Source organism: Pseudomonas sp. 2725 (assembly GCF_050434585.1).
Lineage (GTDB): Bacteria > Pseudomonadota > Gammaproteobacteria > Pseudomonadales > Pseudomonadaceae > Aquipseudomonas > Aquipseudomonas jessenii.
This window is the reverse complement of sequence record NZ_JBNDIV010000005.1, coordinates 1-18,934: the sequence shown is the minus strand read 5'-3', so window position 1 is coordinate 18,934 and position 18,934 is coordinate 1. Positions and strand designations below refer to the sequence as shown.

Below are 18,934 nucleotides of genomic sequence, written 5' to 3'. Positions count from 1 at the left end.
AGAGGCTACTCACACCACCGCAGTCAGCTATGAACACTCAATCGTCATGGTTTTACTGCGTGATCACTGTCAATGTGGGGAGCGTCCGCCGGTTTCTTCTGCGGAACGATAAAACTCACTGTCGTACTGGTGAGGATTTTGTGAGTCGGGTCGGCCACTTCAAGAAGAACCTTGTGAGTGCCGGGCGGCAGTCCAACCAGGATGATCGGGTCTTCGCTGGTGTGCGCCCATGTGCCTTTCCAGTCGTCGACGGTCACGTGGAGGTGACCGAGACGTGGTGATACTTCAACAGCTGCCTTGCCAAATACCGGCATGATCCTGGCGTGTTCTGTTCGATACTGGATAATGACAACACCGCGGGCGAGTGGCTCGGCAAGCGGCGGGTAGGCAATGAGTTTTGGCGCAGTCTCGGATGCCAATGGAAGTATTGCCGGTGGGGAATCGGTGTCTGCTACCCCTTGTCCGTACACGGCTGTGCAAAAGAAGACACCCAAAGCCAGGGCCAATAGATTTCCGGGGGCGAGGGACATGGTTTTTTTCCCGCGTGATTTCATTCAAGCCTAGATCAACCCGAGTATCTCCCAGTGTTTATTTGAAACTGGAACCACTCACGTATCTCATCCGTGCCATCCAGGCATGTTGACCATGGACGACTCAGCGCTTGTAACGCAGCGCGTCCACCACTACGCCGAACGCTGACGAATGCTCACGGCGATTGGGGTAGTAAAGGTGGTAACCGGCAAAAGGCTGGCACCAGTCTTCGAGTACCCGCACAAGGCTTCCGTCGGCAAGCTCCCTGGCTACCATATCTTCTGGCAGGAACCCCAGCCCGCATCCGGCGACAGCAGCGCGCAGGATCGGCACGCTGCTGTTGAACGTCCATTGTCCTTCGACACGTGCCTTGAGTTCGTGACCGTCCTTCTCAAAATCCCATTGCATCAGGTTCCCGTGGGTGGGCAGGCGCAAATTGATGCAATTATGTGCGGCCAAATCCCTTGGCTCTTTCGGATACGGCCGCTGTTTGAAGTAGTCGGCAGACCCCACTACGGCGATGCGCAACGGGGGGCCGATCGGGACGGCGATCATGTCCTTGGCCACCTGATCGCCCAGACGCACGCCCGCGTCGTAGCGCTGCGCGACGATGTCGCAGAGGGCGTAGTCGACGGTGATTTCGACCTTGATGTCCGGGTAGTCGGGAAGCACCTTCAACAGCTTGGGCCAAAGGATGTTGTTCGCCGCATGTTCGGAGGCTGAAATCCGCACGTTGCCTGCCGGGGTATCGCGAAACTCGCTGACCGCAGCCAGTTCAAGTTCAATTTCGTCGAAGCGCGGCGCCATGGACTGATACAGCCGCTGGCCAGCCTCTGTGGGGGATACGCTGCGCGTGGTTCGGGTCAGCAGGCGAACGCCGAGCCTGGTTTCGAGAGCGCGCATGGTGTGGCTCAGCGCGGACTGCGAGACGCCCAGCTGTGCGGCGGCGCGAGTGAAGCTGCCTTCGCGGGTAATGACCACGAAGGCTTGCAGATCGTTGAGATTGGCGCGGGACATTGATGAGAGCCTCTCATGCGGAGCGCGGGATTATTCCATGTAATCAGGTTCCGCATGGATGCGCGACCCCAACGAGCCAGTCACAAGGTTCTTGCGTAGAACGGCGTCAACTTGTCAAGTGCAGCGTCCACATACTTGGGAACCCAGTAGGTTTCGATGTGCGTTGCGCCGTCGATGATGAACAACTCTTTGTCTTTCGTACCGGTGGCCTTGGGGAACGCATCCTGGGTCATGTACAGGCTGTCGGCCTTGCTACCGGCGATCATCAGCAATGGCTGATTGATCAGTTCGATCTGGTTGGTGGCGTCGAAGCGCATCAGGTCCAGCAAGCTGCTCGTGGTGTACTTGAAGGTCGAGTCTGGGTGGGCATGGGTCTTCCAGTAGTACTCATAACCCTGGCGATACAGCTCGAACGGCAGTTTGGCGATCTGCTCATCGGTGAGGTTGGCATCGCCCGAATAGAGCACTTCACCTCCGGCCGCTTCCTGGGCGCGGGCAGCGGAAGCCTGTTGCAGGCGTTGCTCGATGGTGCCCAGTTGCGAGTCGTTGTAGCCATTGCGACGCACCCGGCCAGAGTTGAACATGCTCACGGTCGCCACCGACTTGAATCGCTTGTCGGTTTGCGCGGCGGCCAACGAGTAGCCACCGCCACCGCAGATGCCGAGCAGGCCCAGACGCTTGCCGTCGACGCCAGCATACTGGGTGATGAAGTCCGCCATGCCGTGGATATCCTCGATGCGGTACGCGGGCTTGTCGATGCTGCGCGGTTGTCCGCCACTTGCGCCCTGATACGCGGCATCGGCGGTAATCGTGATGTAGCCTTGTTCAGCCAGTCGCTGGGCATACAAACCGGCGACTTGCTCTTTCACGCCGCCATTGGGGTGCGCCACCACCACCGTCGGATAAGCCTTCTTCGCATCGTAGTTGGCAGGGGTGTAGACGTTGGCAGCGATGTCCAGGCCATTGAGCTTGTAGCTGACCGGATGGATGTTGACCTTGCCGGGTTCATTTTTGGTAATTGCACCGTCGTAAGCCAAGGTGAACGGGTTCTTTTTGTAGTCGGCGGCGCCGGCTTCGCCAGCAGAAATACCGACCATGGCGGCCATCAGCGAGGCTTTCAAAATTGTATTTCTCATAAGTGTCTCCGAAGCATTAAAAGGCGCGTTAAAAAATGTGCTGAAGCCGTCAATCCAGATGCTTTTCTGTCAGAAACCCGGACACCAGGTCCGCGATCTGCACGTTGTTCAGATCCGACATGGGGAAGTGGGTATTGCCCTTGATGCCAATCTCCGGCAAGTGGATCAGCCTCACGTCACCGCCGTGTTTGTTGACGGCATCGCGCCAAAGCCGGGCCATCGTGAGGCGGGCGCGCCAGCTGTCCTGGGCGGGCAGGTCGACGGCTTGCTCCGGGATGTTGTCGCCGTAGAGGATCAGGATCGGAATGCGCGTGAGCGCCATGAACTGATCCATCGGAACCGCTGCGCCTTGTACCGTGTCGAACGCGCTGGGAATCGGCGCGGGTACTTCACCCTGCGGGAAGACGAAGCTGCTGCCCGGCTCGAAAGCCACGATGGCCTTGACCTTGTTGTTCTTGATCGCCGTCAACCAACCAGGCCCGCCACCCTGAGAGTGCGTGAACAGGATGCCGGGGCCGATTTTGTCGAAGACCGCCGACACGCCATCGGAGACCACGCCCATGTCGAATGGACCAGTGTTTGGCGTCATCGCGCGGAAGAACTGGTCGCGCGTTTGCGCATCCCGGGCAACCTGCACACCCTCGAAATAGTTGGGCCACAAGCCGATGCGGAACTGGTTGAACCAGAGCTGCTCGTCCGGGACAGGCTTGACCGTTGCTTCGACCATGCTGCGGCCGGCATCGCCACGGCGCGGCTGGTCGATCAGATACACGCCGAACTGGCGCCGCAGAAAAATATTCTGGAAGCCTTCGCGGCCATCCGCGGTGGTTTCCCAGGTCTTGGAAAACTGGCCTGCGCCGTGCCACATGACGATGGGCAGTTTTCGCGCATCGACCGGGATTTGGTAGAAGGTGTAGGCATGGTCGCCGTGGTAAGTCTGGCCGTCTGGCGTCATGGGTTTGCGCGGGTTGAACGTACCCGGTGCGGTGATCATCGTCCCGCCGGCGGCGAAGCTGCCTTGCTCCTGAATCATCAAGGGGGCGGCGGCATTGGCATGGCTTGCACAGGCGGCAAGCACGCTCAGCAGGGTGATGTTCAGCAGGTTTTTTCCAGTCTTCATGTTCAACCTCCCGAGGCAGCAAGTGCCTGTGTCAGGGCTGTGCTTGCACGTTTGGCGGATTGTTCATCGCCGTGCTCGGCCAGTACCTCGATGACTTGGCGCAATTGCTCCACGCTCAACCCAACCCGCAGGCTCGCCCGCATGTGCGAGCGCAACTGCGACTCCACACCCGGCGTTGCGGCCAGAGCGCCGACGGTCGCCAGCTCGCGGCTTTGCCAGTCGAGGTTGTCGCGCTCGAAGATGTCGCCGAACAGATGGGTTTGCAGAAACCGGTTGATGACCGGGGCGAAATCGAACACCGGCCCCTTGACCGGGCCACCGGAAATTCGGGTTTGATTGGCCGTTCCTGCTGCGAGCAATGCCTCACCGGTTGCAATGGCACGGCTGGGTTCGCGTCCAGGCGCATCCTGGATGCCGCGTTGTTGGCGCGCTTGCACCACCGTCATCAGTTCATTCAACGCATTGAGGCTGCGGGGGAAGCCGACATAGGCGTAGAGCTGCACCAGGATTTCCTTGGCTTCGCTGACCGTCAGGCCGGCGTCCAGGCCTTGGTTCAAGGCAGCATTGAGCCTGGGCATGTCACTGGTCGCCATGAACGCTGCGATCATTGGAATGGCCTGTTGCCTGGCCGACAGCGTTTGTGCCGCAGGTTGTGTGCTGGTCATGGGTTGCGATGCCTCGGCGTTCTGAGTGGCCACACCCGACATCAAGCCAAGGCCCAGACACAGGGCTATCAGCGCGGGGAGGGCACCGGTCTTGCGATGTGCAATCGGTGTGTCAGTGGTCATCGTGAAAGCTCCATCCATTGCTCATCACTGCCTGGCAGGCGGTGCTCGAGTGAGGTTGATTTACAACAAACAGCTACAAGCCCTGCGCGGGCGATTGACCTTCGTACTGCGCATCCGAGACTTTTTCCGCCCAAGTGACAGCCTTGCCGTCCTCGGCTTCGGCGATGGCGATGTGAGTCATTCCGTGGGTGGCCGTCGCGCCATGCCAGTGACGTGTTTGCGGCGGGATCCAGACAATGTCGCCCGGACGGATTTCCTGACGTGGGCCGCCCTCTTGCTGCACGTAGCCGACTCCGGCGGTGACGATCAGCGTTTGCCCCAGCGGATGGGTATGCCAGGCCGTGCGGGCGGCGGGTTCGAAGGTCACCGTGCCACCGCCGATGCGGGCAGGGGAGTCCCCCTTGAACAGGCCATCAACCCGAACCGTGCCGGTGAAGTTTTCCGCAGCGCCCTTGACGGAGGGCTGGGAGCCGGCGTGGGTGATGCGGATCCCGTTGGAGGACTGGGCGCAGGCTTCCCCAGCCATGAGCGATAAGGCAACCAATGGGGCGATCAAGGGATTCATCAATGTTGCTCCTAAAGGCGGGTCAGCCAACTGCGAGGCAGCCGTCGTGGGTGTTGAAGGGGATGATGGTTTTCCCTCTCAGGTCGTGGGCCGTCAGGAACGAGCGCACAACGGGCGGGATGGTTTCACCCCAAATTCCCGCTTTTGATGGTCAGGCTGCACGTCAGTGGTATCGGCTGGGTGCAGGACCGCTGGGGAAACAGTAAGCGAGCTAACGGATGAGCACTAGACGGGTAAATCGGCAAGGGTTCATGAGGCTTATTCATCAATCCGGGCAAGTGCGCCATGTCACTCAACATCGCCGGAGAGCGTTTGTTTAACGGTGTTCAAGGTTACTTCATGCAAGCTACAAGACCTTGCGCCGTTGCCTACGGATACGCCAGAATCCGCCGGCTTGTGCGCCTCGCAGGCCGTCGGTAACTTGATTCGTGTCACTGCCCATCAGTGATCGGGTTTAGTCGCCCGTTGGTAATTGAAGTCGCACAAGTGTCCGTCAGACAGGTATTTACACCTGTATTTGATGGTGGCTGTGCGCAGGGCACCTTCGGGTGCGCCGGCTTCTTCAATTCCCCGGTCGACTAACCTGCGTACAGCTGCCACCCCTTCGTTTAGTCGCGAAGTGGTGACCGCATCACTCAGGAATTGAAGATCATGTTCAAGGTAACGCCAAACCCACCGGAGGCCGATCCGGTCTCCCCACCTGAACCCGACTCAAGCAGGCTCAACGAAGCCGCCCCCGATTTTCACATCCCCTCGATAGCCGATATCAAAGCCACACCGCGTGCCCCCTGTACCCTGTTCACCGTGGACCCGCAGGCGAGTCCCGAAACCTTGATGGTTTATCTGGTCGAAACCCTCGCGTCGGTCGATGTGATGGTCCATCAGTTGGTGGATCACCTGGACGGTGGGTCGCGCAATGCGCTGCTGGGCATTTCCAACAGCGTGATGCTGGCGGAGATCACGGCGAATCGGGTGCTGGATCAAATCGACCCGTAGGAGCGAGCTTGCTCGCGATGGAGGGTAACGATGACGCGGGAAACCAGACTTACCGCGGCGTCCTTGGGTTTTTCGCGAGCAGGCTCGCTCCTACAGGGGGCGGCATGTGATTTGGAAGTGAAAGCAATGGACCCGCCAGGGTGGCGGGTCCGAAGGGGGGATCAAAGCTTCGGCAATTGCCCGATGCGGCCCATCATTTCGGTCACGATCTGCAAGTCCAGCAGGAACTGCTCGGTGGTCTTGAACTCGTTATCGTTGTGACCGGTGTATTTGACGTCCGGCATGGCCAGGCCGAATTGCACACCGTTGGGCAGCTCATGCACGGAGGTGGCGCCGGCGGAGGTGCCGAACTTGTGTTCCATGCCGAGGTTTTCGCTGGTCACAGCGAGCAAGGCCTTGACCCATTCACCCTCGGGGTTGCGGTACATCGGTTCGGCGATCGACAGGTCGAAGGTTGGTTCGATGCTGGTCTTCTTGCTCCAGGCGTCCAGCTTTGCGGCGATTTCGGACTTGAGCACATCCGGCGTCTTGCCCTTCGGCACGCGTAGGTTGACCGCGAGTTTGAAGGCTTTGTCATCCATCCCGACATAGGTCAGGGAGGTGGTCAGCGGGCCCATGAACTCATCGGAAAAACCGACTCCCAACTTGCCACCCAGGTAATCCAGCCCCCAGTTATCGGCAGCGTAGCGCGCGGCGTCGGTGATCTGGTTGTGCTTGAGCGCGACCTTGCCGTCGAGACCATTGATGAAGTCGAGCATCCTGGCCACCGGGTTGACGCCGGACTCGGGCTCGGAGGAGTGGGCGGACACACCGGTGACCGTCAGTTTGACGTCCTTGCCGTCGACCTTGGCGGCGACCTCGAAGTTGCCGCCATTGCGCTTGGCATACTCGGTGCCGGCCTTTTGCAGGCTGGCGGCCAGTTCGGCGGGCTTGTCGGTCACCAAGGTCGCAACCGATGTCGATGGAATCTGGTTGGTGGCCAGGCCGCCGGTCATCGAGGTGATCTCTGCGCCCTTGCCTTGCGCGGTGCGCTTGGCGAAGCTGGCCATGACCGTGCCGTAGCCTTTCTCGGCGATCACCACCGGGTAGCCGCCATCCAGCGCCAGGTTGTAGTTGGGTGTGGGGTTGCGTTCGAAGTAGTAGGGGATGGCGTCGCCCGTGGTCTCTTCGGTGGTATCCACCAGCAGCTTGAAGTTGCGGGCCAGCGGCAGCTTCTCCTCCTTGATGATCTTCATGGCGTAGAGCGCCACCACGATGCCGTTCTTGTCATCCTCGGTACCGCGGCCATACATGCGATCGCCGATCAGGGTGACCTTGAACGGATCAAGGCGGGTGCCGTCCTGCAGCACCCAGTTTTCCGGCGTCACCGGCACCACATCGGCATGGGCGTGAATGCCCACGACTTCATCGCCGCTGCCTTCCAGGGAGATCTCGTAGACGCGGTTGTCGATGTTGCGAAAGTTCAGGTTGAACGCCTGGGCCAGGCCCTTGATCTTCTCGGCAATCTTGAGGAATTCGGGGTTGTCGTGCTGGTCGACACCGTCCACGCGCACGGTCGGAATGGCCACCAGCTCCTTCAGGGTTTCGGTGGCCACGCTGCCGTATTTCACCCGGGCATAGAGGCCGAGCAAACGATGGATTTCGTTTTGCTGCCCGGCGGTAAGCGTCTTGTTGTCGAGGAAGGCACGGATGGCCGGGCCGAGGTCGTCGGTCTTGGCGATATCGCTCTTGGCCAGGCTTCCCAGGAACTGCCTGAAATCCTTGACCGATGCATCACTGAAGGTCTTGAGGATGATCGCGTTCTGTTGCGGGGTGATGTTGGCGTGGGCAGCGGTGGTGAACGACGAAAGGCTGGCGAGCATGAGGGTGGTCGCAGCCAGGTGCTTGAGGGAGAAATCCATTGCTGGGGGCATTCCTTTGCAGGCGGTTCGTAGGAAATATCTGATCGACTGATCAGAAACATCTCAAAGCTAACACCGCGAGCGTGTGAAACGGGAGCCCCTGAAGTGGGATCTGTCGCACAGAAATGCAAAAGCGGCGCAGAAATGAAAAACCGCTCTATCAATGCTTACATTCCGCCATCACCACTTTGCAGGTACTTGGCGTACCGCCGGATCGGCCGGAATAGCGTATGCAATTACTCAGGGATTTCTGGCGAGCCATGTCCAGGGTGTCGCCCCAGGCGAGGCCTCCTTCGCCGACAGTGGGGAGGGCTTTTGCATAGCAGGTCGAGCCGACGCTGGGGGCAGAATGCTGAGCCGTGCTGGCTTTGCCTGAACAGCCGGCTATCAGCGCCAGATCGACGGCGAGCAGGGATAGCAGGATCCATGACGAGCATTGACGCACAGTGTGTCCCGTCATCCCGGTTCCCCTGTAGCAAGAGGCGCATTTGAGATCGTACCTGGCCGGATCAGGGCTCGGGCACTCTCTTACTCTGAGCCTATCCTTGCGGCATCGATCCTGCTGCTCCTTTCGTCCGCTTTCCCAAGTTCGGTGTGTCCGGCCGTCCGAGAGCCGGGCCGAGGTCGCTACAGACCACTGAACATGCTGATGATCACGGCATTGACCAGGTCAATGAAAAAACCACACACCAGCGGCACGATCAGGAAGGCCTGGTGCGCCGCGCCGTACTTTTGCGTCACGGTCGACATGTTGACGATGGCCGTTGCCGTGGAGCCGAGGGCAATCCCGCCGAATCCGGAAGCGATCACGCTGGCTTCGTAATTGCGCCCCATAAAGCGGAAGACCACAAAATACGTATAGGCGACCGTCAGCAGGATTTGCAGGGTCAATGCGCAAAGAATGAACATCAACGCGCCGCTGAGTTGCCATAGCTGAAGCCCCATCAGGGCCATGGTCAAAAACATGCCCAGACAGATATCGGAGATCAGCGACAGGCCCAGGCTGGCACCGCTCCAGGTTTTCAGACGCTGGTCACCGACAAAGGCCAGAACGAGGTGGTGAATGACGATGCCCGCGAACAGGCAGCTGACAAACTTGGGCAGGGTGATGCCGGCATCGACCAGCAGCAGGTTGAGTCCATAGCCGAGCATCAGGGTCAGGTTGAGCCACATCCAGGCCCAGAGCACGTCGTAGTAGTCCAGCGCCTTGCTCGGTTGTTGTTCGAGAATGCCGACTTCCAACTCCGCATCCCTGGACGGCGTCAGTTGATAACGGCGTATCAGCTGGTTGGCGATAGGGCCGCCGATGACGCAAGCGGCAATCAGGCCGACGGTGTTGCTGGCGATGCCCAGTTCGTGGGCGTTGCTGATGCCCAGTTTTTCGACGAAGAGCGGTGCCCAGGCCAGGGTCGTGCCCACCCCACCCGTGAGGGAAATGGAGCCCACCATCAAGCCCGCCTTGGGATCAAGCCCAAAAGCCTCGGCCACGCCCATGCCCAGCGAGTTCTGCAGCAGAATGAACACAGCGGCGAGTAACAGCAGGATCAGCAGCGGGCGCCCGCCCTTGAGCAGTTGGCGCATGTCCGACTTCAAGCCGATGCCGGCAAAGAAATAGAGCAGCAGGGTGTCGCGAATTTGCAGATCGAATTCGATCTGGATATTCAGGCCAAAGTAAAGCAAGGACGTAACCGCCGCACAGACGAAGCCGCCGACGACCGATTCGGGGATACAGTATTGACGGAGAAAGGCGTTGTGCTGGACGAGGGTTTTGCCAAGGAAAAGCAGGAGGATGGCAAGGGTAAAACTCACGAGGCCGTGAACCTGGAAGAGCTGTGAAGTCATTTAAGGCCTACCTAAAACTGAAAAGTCATTATCAGGATTCGGTCATTCAATGTTTAGACCTGGATCAATGAACGGTCGAAACAGCCTTGCTCGTCCAGATGGCTTCCCAATCATCAGGTGCGTCTGTACGCCAGGAGTGAGGACAGCCTAGCCTAAAGGGGAACCCCCATCCGGGTTGGCATAGGCCGCCATCACGCTCCCGATGACCAGTCAGACGGTGACTTCAGCGCTTGATCAGAGAAATCTTCGTTCCCTCGATACTGACCCCCGCCATTAACCCTTGCTGGTCGAAGATAAACGCGTAGGCGTCGTCTTTGAGCGTCGAGCTGGACAGGTTCTTCGCAACCCCTTCATCCACAAACACAACTGTTGGCCCTACACCGATTTCCCAACCCTTGGTTTTGGCTACATAGTCCACGGCTTTATCGGTCATCAGGAAAACCACATAGCCGTACGACTGGGCGCCGGCCTGCAGCCCCCATGAACCGCTGACGGAGTTGTAGTAGTTCTCGACTTTCGTGCCCTTCATTAAAACGCCTTCGCCATAACTGCCGCCGAATACAAGTCCTGCCTTGATGATGTTCGGGAAGACCAGCACAGCCTTGGCTTGGTGCGAGATGGTTTCGGAGAATGGATTGGTCTTGTAGAGCGCCTGCAACGCTTGCCGAGCGTCGGCATTCAGATCCTCGGCGGTGGCCGCTGCGGCATTGTTCAGGAAACCGGCCGATGCCAATGTTGCAATCGCGAGGAAGAACGACAGGAAGAACCGCATTGATTGAGTCATTTGCGTACTCCGCTGAGGGAGCAGGGGGATGAGAGCAGCGGCAAGTGCCTGCGTCATGCAGGAACCGAATCCACTGAGGTTATCCGGCGCGCCCTGAAATGTGTGAATTGCAGGCCTCGCTCGTGAATGAAGCCGGCCCGGGGGGCACTGATCATTTGCGCTGCCATCAGCTGTTATGACCGTTGAGTATCGGCCGGGTTCGCTGTCAGTTCTGCTTCTGGCTGCCAGTTTCACTTTATGAAGCGGTTGAATCCCGGTTGAAATCGATTCATCACGCGCTCAATGCAGGCAGCAAAAGGCCCGCGCAATGGCGGGCCTTCTGTTTGGGGTCAAATCCTTTTGTGCTTCCAATCTGCGCTCCATTCTGTGAGCGTTTCGTGAAAAGCATGTCGTCGTAGCAATGAAAAAGCCCGGCGTCGGCCAAGCTCTCTGTAGATGGGCCAAATCCATTTGGCTGATCCCATTGTGATTGGTGGATGTGACGGCGACATGACAGGGCTGACAGGAAAAGCAGATCGAGGCTTCAGTGCTGACAAGCTGTGGAATCGAACGGTCCATGCACTTTTATAAAGCGCCATGCCTAACAACGTGCACCAGTCGGAAGCGCCGCAAAGCGCTATCGCCTGCGGTAGCTCCAGCGTCGTGACAATCCCCTCAGGCTCAAAAGTCAGTGTTTCCAGATAGTTGAAGTCTCTGTGTCGCTGGCTGGCACAAAGGCTGCAAGGCTGACTTCAGGTCCACCTGGAACGCATTCGTGTGGACAGCCCCCTCGGTCAACGACGATCGATTGGCCGAACAGGTCGTGGGCAGCATCGGTGGATCAGGCATAGATGCCTGGTTTGAACACCGCAAAAGAACAGGCAAAGACGCCTGGAACCGAAAGGTTTCAGGCGTTTTTTTTTGCTTTTAAAACCGTGATTGGCTCGGGCTGGGTGCTTTCTATGAATTCCAATGTTGCCACGTTGAACAAGATGCAAACGCTGATCGTGATCGGTAATGGCATGGTCGGACATCATTGTGTCGAACAGCTGATCGAGCGGGGAGCGCTTGACCATTACCGGCTGCACGTCTTCAGTGAGGAGCCGATGCGCGCCTATGACCGTGTGCATCTTTCCGAGTACTTCTCCGGTCGTGATGCCGAGTCGCTGGCGCTGTCCGATGCGTCGCTTTACCAGACGCCCGGCGTTACGCTGCATTTGGGTGTGCCGGTATTGGAAATCGACCGCGTCCGTCGCCAGGTGGTCACCTCGCAAGGTTGCGTCTCGTATGACAAATTGGTTCTGGCCACCGGTTCTTATCCGTTCGTTCCGCCAATCGAAGGCGCCGAAGGTGAATCGCGCCTGGTCTATCGCACCCTGGAAGACCTCGATGCCATTCGGGCTGCGGCGGCCAATGCCCGGCGCGGCGTGGTGGTCGGCGGTGGCTTGCTGGGGCTGGAAGCCGCGAACGCATTGAAGAGCCTGGGCCTTGAAGCCCACGTGGTGGAATTCGCGCCGCGCTTGATGCCGGTACAGCTGGATGACCTCGGTGGCCAGGCGCTCAAGGCGCAGATCGAACGATTGGGCGTCGGTGTACACCTGTCCCGCGCCACGCAATCGATCAGTGCGGGCGAGCAGTACCGCTATCGCATGAATTTCGCCAATGATGAGTTCCTCGAAACCGACCTGATCGTGTTTTCCGCCGGTATCCGCGCTCAAGACGCGCTGGCTCGTCGATGCGCGCTGGAGATCGGTCCGCGCGGTGGTGTGGTGATCGACGACACGTGCCTAAGTTGCGACCCGAACATCTACGCCATCGGTGAATGCGCTTCATGGAACGGCAGCCTGTTCGGCCTGGTCGCACCGGGCTACCAGATGGCGCGCAGCGTCGCGGCCCGTCTGTGCAACGAAGTCGCCGAGCCGTTCACCGGTGCTGACATGTCGACCAAGCTCAAGCTGCTGGGGGTGGATGTCGGCTCCATCGGCGACGCCCACGGCAACACCCCGGGCGCGCGCAGCTATCAATTCATCGACGAAACCAGCGCCAGCTATCGCCGCCTGGTGGTGGATGCGAGTGGCAAACACGTCCTCGGTGCAGTGCTGGTCGGTGACAACAGCTATTACGACACCCTGCTGCAATACATGCAGAACGCCATCGCCTTGCCGTCGGAACCGGCCAGCCTGATTCTGCCGTCCTCCGAAGGCGCGCCGACCCTGGGCCCGGGTGCGCTGCCCGAGTCGGCCACGGTGTGCTCATGTCATAACGTCACCAAGGGCTCCATTTGTTCGGCCATCGACGGCGGCTGTACGGACCTGGGCCACCTCAAGTCGCAGACCAAGGCTTGCACCGGCTGCGGCGGTTGCGCCGGCCTGCTCAAGCAAGTGTTCGAGCATGAGCTGATTGCCCGCGGCGTCAGTGTCGACAAGAGCCTGTGCGAACACTTCGCCTATACCCGTCAGGAGCTTTATGCGCTGGTACGGGTAGAGGGAGTGATCACCTTCGAAGAACTGTTGGCCAAACATGGCCGTGGCCACACCGGTTGCGACGTCTGCAAACCGGCGGTGGGCTCGATCCTCGCCTCGTGCTGGAACCAGCCGATCATGGACACGTCGCTGGTGCCGTTGCAGGACACCAACGACACCTTCATGGCCAACATGCAGAAAAACGGCACCTATTCGGTGGTGCCACGAATCGCCGGGGGGGAGATCACGGCCGACAAGCTGATCGCGATTGGCGTGGTGGCGAAGAAATACGACCTCTACACCAAAATCACCGGCGGGCAGCGCATCGACCTGTTCGGCGCTCAGTTGCATCAGTTGCCGGACATCTGGGCCGAGCTGATTGAAGCGGGTTTTGAGACCGGGCACGCCTATGGCAAATCGACCCGGACGGTGAAGTCCTGTGTCGGCAGTACCTGGTGCCGTTATGGCGTACAGGACAGCGTACAAATGGCCCTGACCATCGAAGACCGCTACAAGGGCCTGCGCTCGCCGCACAAGCTCAAGTTCGCCGTCTCCGGATGCACCCGTGAATGCGCCGAGGCGCAGAGCAAGGACGTGGGCGTAATCGCCACCGAGAAAGGCTGGAACCTCTACGTGGCCGGTAACGGCGGCATGCGCCCGCGCCACGCCGAGCTGTTTGCCACCGACCTCGATGACGCGACCCTGATTCGTTACATCGACCGCTTCCTGATGTTCTACATCCGCACCGCCGACAAGTTGCAGCGTACCTCGGTCTGGCGCGAGAGCCTGGAAGGCGGCCTCGACTACCTCAAGGACGTGATCATCAACGACAGCCTCGGGCTGGGTGAGGAGCTCGAGTCGCAGATGCAGCTGGTGGTCAACCGCTACGAGTGCGAATGGGCCAATGCCCTTAAAGACCCGGAAAAGCTCAAGCGCTTCCGCACCTTCGTCAACGATCAACGCCCGGACCCGGACATCCATTTTGTCCAGGAACGCGGTCAGCGCCGGCCGATCATGGCCGCTGAACTCCACCTTATCCCTGTCATTGAGGAGATTGTCTGATGAGCCAGTCCGATACCCAGCGAGCCTATTCCAGTTCCTCCCTGGTCCATCCCGATGTCTGGCAAGCGGTGTGCAGCCAGGATGATCTGGTGAGTAACTCCGGCGTCGTCGTCTGGCTGGACGGTGCACAAGTGGCGCTGTTCTACCTGCCGGCTGCCGAAGGCAAGACCCTCTATGCCATCGATAATCATGACCCGCAATCCGGGGCGAATGTCATCGGTCGCGGGCTGATCGGCAGCATCAAGGGCGATCTGGTAATTGCCTCGCCACTCTACAAACAGCATTTCCGCCTTGAGGACGGCAGTTGTCTGGAGTACCCGCAGCAGCGCTTGCGGGTCTGGCCTGTGCGCCTCAACGGAGGCCAGGTGGAGGTCGCGGTGGCCTGACCACATGGATTTCGACGCGGTCTGAACGCTCACTCAATTAATGATTCATGCCTGGCTCCGGCGGAGTCGATGATCAATGACAAACAGTATCGGAGGCTCGTATGAAAACAGCCGCACAACTGCTCAAGCTCAAGGCCGTGCAGAACCGACGGGTGCATAGCATCGCGCCAGACCAGACGGTGCTTGAAGCGTTGAAGATGATGGCCGAAAAAAATGTCGGTGCGTTACCTGTCATGGAGCAGGGGCAGGTGGTCGGCGTTATCAGCGAACGCGACTATGCGCGCAAGGTCGTTCTGCAGGGGCGCTCTTCGGTCGGTACGCCGGTCCGGGCCATCATGAGCGCGCCCGTGGTGACAGCAGACAGTCAGCAGAGTATTGAGCGTTGCATGGCGGTCATGACCGACAGTCACCTGCGCCATCTACCGGTGGTGGAGGGCGACCAACTGATTGGCCTGTTGTCGATTGGTGATCTGGTTAAAGAAGCCATCGTCGAGCAGGCCGAACTGATCCGGCAACTGGAACACTATATTCGCGGACATTAAAGCGACCGGGGCAGGGTGAATCGAAGGCTTGTGAGTACATGCTGTTTTCAGATGTGCCGGGGGTCGGGCGGGAATTAATCAGGGAGCATATGACATGGCCAGGTTGAGCACGGCACAACGTATCGTCATCGGCTTTGCAATTGCGCCGTTGGTACTGACAGGTTTGGTGTTGTATGCGTTGCACGATCTGGCAACGCTAAAGGAACAGGCCATGCTGATCGTCAAACGGGACTGGCCGAAAATCGATCCGATCATGGTCATTGCCACAGGTGTACGGGACAACGCCAGGAACACCCGGGACTTGCTGATCGACAAAGACAATCAGCAAGTGCAAGAGGCCATCGATGCCACCAAAAAGCGTATCAGCCTGGCACTGAAAACCCTCGAGCCGCTGTTCGATCTGCCGGAAGGCAAGACCGCCTATGCTGCCCTGAAAAAGAATCGCGAGGCTTACGTCGACGCATTCACCCAGGTGCAGGTGTTGATCCGGCAAGGCGCTTTTGATGCCGCGATGGCGCAGTTGAAACAGCACGTCGTTCCCGCCGAACAGCAGGTTTATAAAAGTCTGGACGCCTTGATGGCGCTGCAGGGGCAGATCTTCGCCGATCGTGAAAGATCGGCGCAGGCCCTGTACGAAGAAGCGTATCTGAACATGTTGGGGCTGCTTGTATTCTGCCTGGCCTCGGTCATCGCCGCGGCGGTCATCGTGACGCGCAGTGTCACCCGGCCCTTGGGTGGCGAGCCCGATGATGCCGCGCGGGTCTTGAGTCAAATCGCGCAGGGCGACCTGACGATTCAAGTGCCAGTGAATGCAAATGCCGACGGTAGCGTGATGATGAACATGCACCGGATGCAGCAAAGCTTGAACGCGATGGTCAAGCACATCGCCGTGTCGGTCGATCAGGTGGCCAGTTCGTCCGAAGAGCTGAGCACGGTCAGCAGTCAGACCAGCAGCAGTTTGCAACTTCAGGGCCTGGAGATCGAACAGGCTGCGGCGGCGGTCAATCAGATGACGGCGGCCGTCGACGAGGTCGCACGCAATGCCGTCAGCACCAGCGAGGCGTCCCGGGTTTCCGAGCAGACCGCACAACGCGGCCGTGAGCAAGTTCAGGAAACGGTGGCCTCGATAGGTGCGCTGGCGGACGGCATGATGGATACCTCCGAACGTGTTCAGCAATTGGCCGGACGTGTACAAGACATTAGCGCGGTACTGGACGTGATTCGCAGCATTGCCGAGCAAACCAATTTGCTGGCCCTCAATGCAGCGATTGAAGCGGCTCGTGCCGGTGATGCCGGGCGTGGTTTTGCGGTAGTCGCCGATGAGGTGCGGGCGCTGGCTCATCGCACTCATGTGTCGACCCAGGAAATCGAGCAGATGATTGGCAATATTCGGCTCGATACCGGGCATGCGGTGACCGCAATGCAAAGCAGCGGTCACCTGGTGCAGACGACCCTGGAAGTCGCGCAACGCTCCGGCGAGGCACTGGAGGAGATCACCCGGTCGATTTCGCAGATCAATGAACGCAACCTGCTGATCGCCAGTGCCACGGAGGAGCAGGCCCTGGTGGCGCGTGAGGTGGACCGCAACCTGGTGGGCATTCGTGACTTGTCCGAGCAGATCGTACTGGGTGCCCGACATACCCACGCAGCCGGCCAGGAGCTGGCGCAGATGGCTGGAGCGCTGCACCAGACGGTGGCGCGCTTTAAAATCTAGGCAGATTCGTTTTGCTTGTAGCAAGAGGGCCTCAAGGAGGCCCTCATCGCTAAAGCCAGGTTGTACTCAGTTCGCCTTTATCGGCACCGTCACGGTTTTGCCGAAGGCCGATTTGATGGTCGCCGTCGGGCTAGGCGAGGGGCCACTGCCGGCGGTGGTCACCGCTATGTTCCAGCGCGCGCCTGTCGGTGTCTGCGTCAGGACGGCGGCGCCAAGGTTCACCGTACCGGTCGTGGTCGTGGCCGTTGCCGTGATGGTATTGCCCGTGCCACGGGAGGTGGTGCCGGACAGGACCCAATACCAGCGGCTGTTGCTGCGGGCGGTGACGGTCGCGCTGGTGACGATCAGGTTCTCGTTGATCGCTGCCGAGACCGCCACGGACACCATCGCCGGTTCCGACTCCGCGTTCCTGGCATCGCTGGCGCTATAGGAAAAGGTCGCGGTGAACGGCGCGGGGACCGTGGCCGGTGGTGTATAGGTCACACGCAGGCCATCGGTGCTGACCACGCCCTTGCCGGAGTCCGGTTGCTCCAGACCTACCACTTTAAGTGGCACGTTACCGTCAGGGTCGCTGTCGTTGGCCAGCACGTTGATGATCACCGGTTGGCCGGTGTTACTGATGGCGCTGTCGGGGTTGGCAATCGGTTTTTGGTTATCGCCGTCCTCTTCACGTCTATCGCCAGTGCGGAAGGTCGGCAGCGCGGCGGAATTGACGTAGGTGACGCCGTCCCAGCCGGGCAGGGGGGTTGGCATCAACTGGAACTGGCCGGGGTGCTCGACATCCCAGCGCAGCAGCATGGAGGTATCCTCGTGCTGGGTGTTGTGGCAATGCTCCAGGTAGGTCCCGGCAAACTCGCGGAAGCGGATCGCCATTTCCACGTCCTGCGAGCTGTCGATGCCTTCGCCGATGTTATAGACGTCTTTGCGTGCCCATTTTTCCCATTCCGGCGGCGCCTTGCCGTCACGGTTGAGGACGATGCCTTCTTCGAAATGCACGTGCACCGGGTGGCTCCAGCCGTTGCCGCCGTTCCTGATTTTCCACACTTCCAGGGTGCCGTCGCCGGAGAACCCGGCAGGGGTCGGGCCGGTGGCCAGTTGCGGAGCGGCGCTGATGATTCGAGGGTCCATCTGGAAGCCGAAACCGCCGTCGGTCTTGATGGTCCAGGGTTCTTCGTCGGTGCCGTCGGAGCGGCCGAAGATGAACTCGCGATGCCGCGCCGCGTTGAGCTTGGCCTGCACCGCCGGGTCGTCACGGTTGAGGGGCAGCGTGATCATGCTTTTACCCACCGGCTTGCCCGGCTTGGCGGGTTCGAAGTCGGCGGGGTTCATGCTCACGTCCTGGCCGGCATAAGGCTGGACCACCATCTGCATGAACTTGCCGACCACCGGATCGCCGGCGTCCCACTCCAGCCCTTTGCTGCCCAGCTTGAGCACCGCCTTGTACCTGCCGGACAGGACATCGGCCAGACTCAGCGGTAAAGCCTCCGGCCCCTTGCCGTCGTGGTGCTCCATCAGGTTGACGAAGTACAGCTTGTCGCCGGTGCTGATCCCGTGTTTCGAGAAATTGATGATGATGTCGAAACGCTCGGCGATGCCCATGCTGGGCAGGATGGCGTTGTGGTCCTGCACATCGCCGTCGGCGTCCAGGTCCATGCTGCCGTCGAATGGCACGGCGTGTTCCATGAGGTTGCCGTCGTTGGCGATCAAGTGGAACGGCACGCGGGTGTAGGACAGGCCGGAGCCTGTCGGGCCGGGGAATTCGCCACCGGTGCCGACGATTTCACGCACCAGCGCGATCCTGAAGAAGCGCGACACCGAGCCGTTGAGGATGCGGAAACGATAGCTGCGCGCCCGCACCTTCAGGCGCGGCTGGTACTGCCAGTTGACCAGGAGCTGGTCGCCGAGAAAACCATCGGTGTTGAACGGGTTGAACCACAGCTGGCCATTGGCGTCCCAGGCCTTGTCAGCCAGTAGCAGGTTGACGTCATAGTCGCGGTTGCCCCAAGGCAACGCCGAACCGCTGGGCAGGCGCAGGTTGACGCCGTCTACAAACGCTTCGTTACCGCGATCCAGGGCGCTGTAGTAGTTCATCATCACCGCGTTGCCCTT

16 protein-coding genes and 1 pseudogene are annotated in these 18,934 nt (G+C 59.8%); 5 read left to right on the top strand and 12 right to left on the bottom strand.

Annotation, left to right across the window (positions count from 1 at the left end):
* Positions 1 to 44: 44 nt before the first annotated feature.
* The 7 genes and pseudogenes from ABIE16_RS14925 to ABIE16_RS14895 form a co-directional block, all read right to left on the bottom strand.
* Positions 45 to 530 carry a DUF6130 family protein gene (locus tag ABIE16_RS14925; protein ID WP_218497524.1) on the bottom strand — a complete coding sequence of 162 codons (486 nt, stop codon included), beginning with the start codon at positions 528 to 530 and terminating at the stop codon, positions 45 to 47.
* Between the two features lie 124 nt (positions 531 to 654).
* Entirely contained in the window at positions 655 to 1,548 is an 894-nt protein-coding gene (locus ABIE16_RS14920; RefSeq protein ID WP_218497522.1) for a LysR family transcriptional regulator, read from the bottom strand.
* 80 nt (positions 1,549 to 1,628) lie between these two features.
* Entirely contained in the window at positions 1,629 to 2,684 is a 1,056-nt protein-coding gene (locus ABIE16_RS14915) for an alpha/beta hydrolase (protein WP_429521443.1), read from the bottom strand.
* Positions 2,685 to 2,733: 49 nt separating this feature from the next.
* A complete protein-coding gene (locus ABIE16_RS14910; protein ID WP_349736927.1) occupies positions 2,734 to 3,804 on the bottom strand; it encodes an alpha/beta hydrolase in 1,071 nt (356 codons plus the stop codon).
* Positions 3,805 to 3,806: 2 nt separating this feature from the next.
* Complete coding sequence (locus tag ABIE16_RS14905; protein WP_429521442.1) at positions 3,807 to 4,592, bottom strand: carboxymuconolactone decarboxylase family protein; 786 nt, start codon at positions 4,590 to 4,592, stop codon at positions 3,807 to 3,809.
* A gap of 73 nt (positions 4,593 to 4,665) precedes the next feature.
* On the bottom strand, positions 4,666 to 5,157 hold the full coding sequence (locus ABIE16_RS14900) for a (R)-mandelonitrile lyase (RefSeq protein ID WP_429521441.1): 492 nt from the start codon (positions 5,155 to 5,157) through the stop codon (positions 4,666 to 4,668).
* Between the two features lie 40 nt (positions 5,158 to 5,197).
* Positions 5,198 to 5,293 (bottom strand): annotated as a pseudogene (locus ABIE16_RS14895) (flavodoxin); the annotation flags it as partial.
* Positions 5,294 to 5,808: 515 nt separating this feature from the next.
* Between ABIE16_RS14895 and ABIE16_RS14890 the strand changes: the two are divergent.
* On the top strand, positions 5,809 to 6,153 hold the full coding sequence (locus tag ABIE16_RS14890; RefSeq protein ID WP_340317437.1) for a DUF6124 family protein: 345 nt from the start codon (positions 5,809 to 5,811) through the stop codon (positions 6,151 to 6,153).
* A gap of 161 nt (positions 6,154 to 6,314) precedes the next feature.
* On the opposite strand, the gene ABIE16_RS14885 is transcribed toward ABIE16_RS14890, so the two are convergent.
* The 4 genes from ABIE16_RS14885 to ABIE16_RS14870 all read right to left on the bottom strand — a co-directional run bounded on the left by ABIE16_RS14885 (position 6,315) and on the right by ABIE16_RS14870 (position 10,680).
* Positions 6,315 to 8,054: a dipeptidase gene (locus tag ABIE16_RS14885; RefSeq protein ID WP_429521440.1), complete on the bottom strand. Its 1,740-nt coding sequence runs from the start codon at positions 8,052 to 8,054 to the stop codon at positions 6,315 to 6,317.
* 160 nt (positions 8,055 to 8,214) lie between these two features.
* Positions 8,215 to 8,514, bottom strand: a complete 300-nt coding sequence (locus tag ABIE16_RS14880; RefSeq protein WP_150813963.1) for a DUF4189 domain-containing protein — start codon at positions 8,512 to 8,514, stop codon at positions 8,215 to 8,217.
* A 167-nt stretch (positions 8,515 to 8,681) separates the two neighbouring features.
* Entirely contained in the window at positions 8,682 to 9,896 is a 1,215-nt protein-coding gene (gene gltS, locus ABIE16_RS14875; protein WP_150813964.1) for a sodium/glutamate symporter, read from the bottom strand.
* A 223-nt stretch (positions 9,897 to 10,119) separates the two neighbouring features.
* Positions 10,120 to 10,680, bottom strand: a complete 561-nt coding sequence (locus ABIE16_RS14870) for a lipid-binding SYLF domain-containing protein (RefSeq protein WP_340317428.1) — start codon at positions 10,678 to 10,680, stop codon at positions 10,120 to 10,122.
* Between the two features lie 941 nt (positions 10,681 to 11,621).
* Between ABIE16_RS14870 and nirB the strand changes: the two genes are divergently transcribed.
* The 4 genes from nirB to ABIE16_RS14850 all read left to right on the top strand — a co-directional run bounded on the left by nirB (position 11,622) and on the right by ABIE16_RS14850 (position 16,825).
* Positions 11,622 to 14,183 carry a nitrite reductase large subunit NirB gene (gene nirB, locus ABIE16_RS14865; RefSeq protein WP_429521439.1) on the top strand — a complete coding sequence of 854 codons (2,562 nt, stop codon included), beginning with the start codon at positions 11,622 to 11,624 and terminating at the stop codon, positions 14,181 to 14,183.
* Positions 14,183 to 14,569, top strand: coding sequence for a nitrite reductase small subunit NirD (gene nirD / locus ABIE16_RS14860; RefSeq protein WP_218497510.1), 387 nt, complete (start codon positions 14,183 to 14,185; stop codon positions 14,567 to 14,569). Before nirB ends, nirD begins: the two co-directional genes overlap by 1 nt.
* Positions 14,570 to 14,670: 101 nt before the next feature.
* Complete coding sequence (locus tag ABIE16_RS14855; protein ID WP_218497508.1) at positions 14,671 to 15,111, top strand: CBS domain-containing protein; 441 nt, start codon at positions 14,671 to 14,673, stop codon at positions 15,109 to 15,111.
* A 94-nt stretch (positions 15,112 to 15,205) separates the two neighbouring features.
* Complete coding sequence (locus ABIE16_RS14850) at positions 15,206 to 16,825, top strand: methyl-accepting chemotaxis protein (RefSeq protein ID WP_429521438.1); 1,620 nt, start codon at positions 15,206 to 15,208, stop codon at positions 16,823 to 16,825.
* Between the two features lie 66 nt (positions 16,826 to 16,891).
* Here ABIE16_RS14850 and ABIE16_RS14845 read toward each other — a convergent pair.
* Positions 16,892 to 18,934 (bottom strand): Ig-like domain-containing protein (locus ABIE16_RS14845; protein ID WP_429521437.1); only part of this gene is annotated, 2,043 nt, incomplete at its 5' end.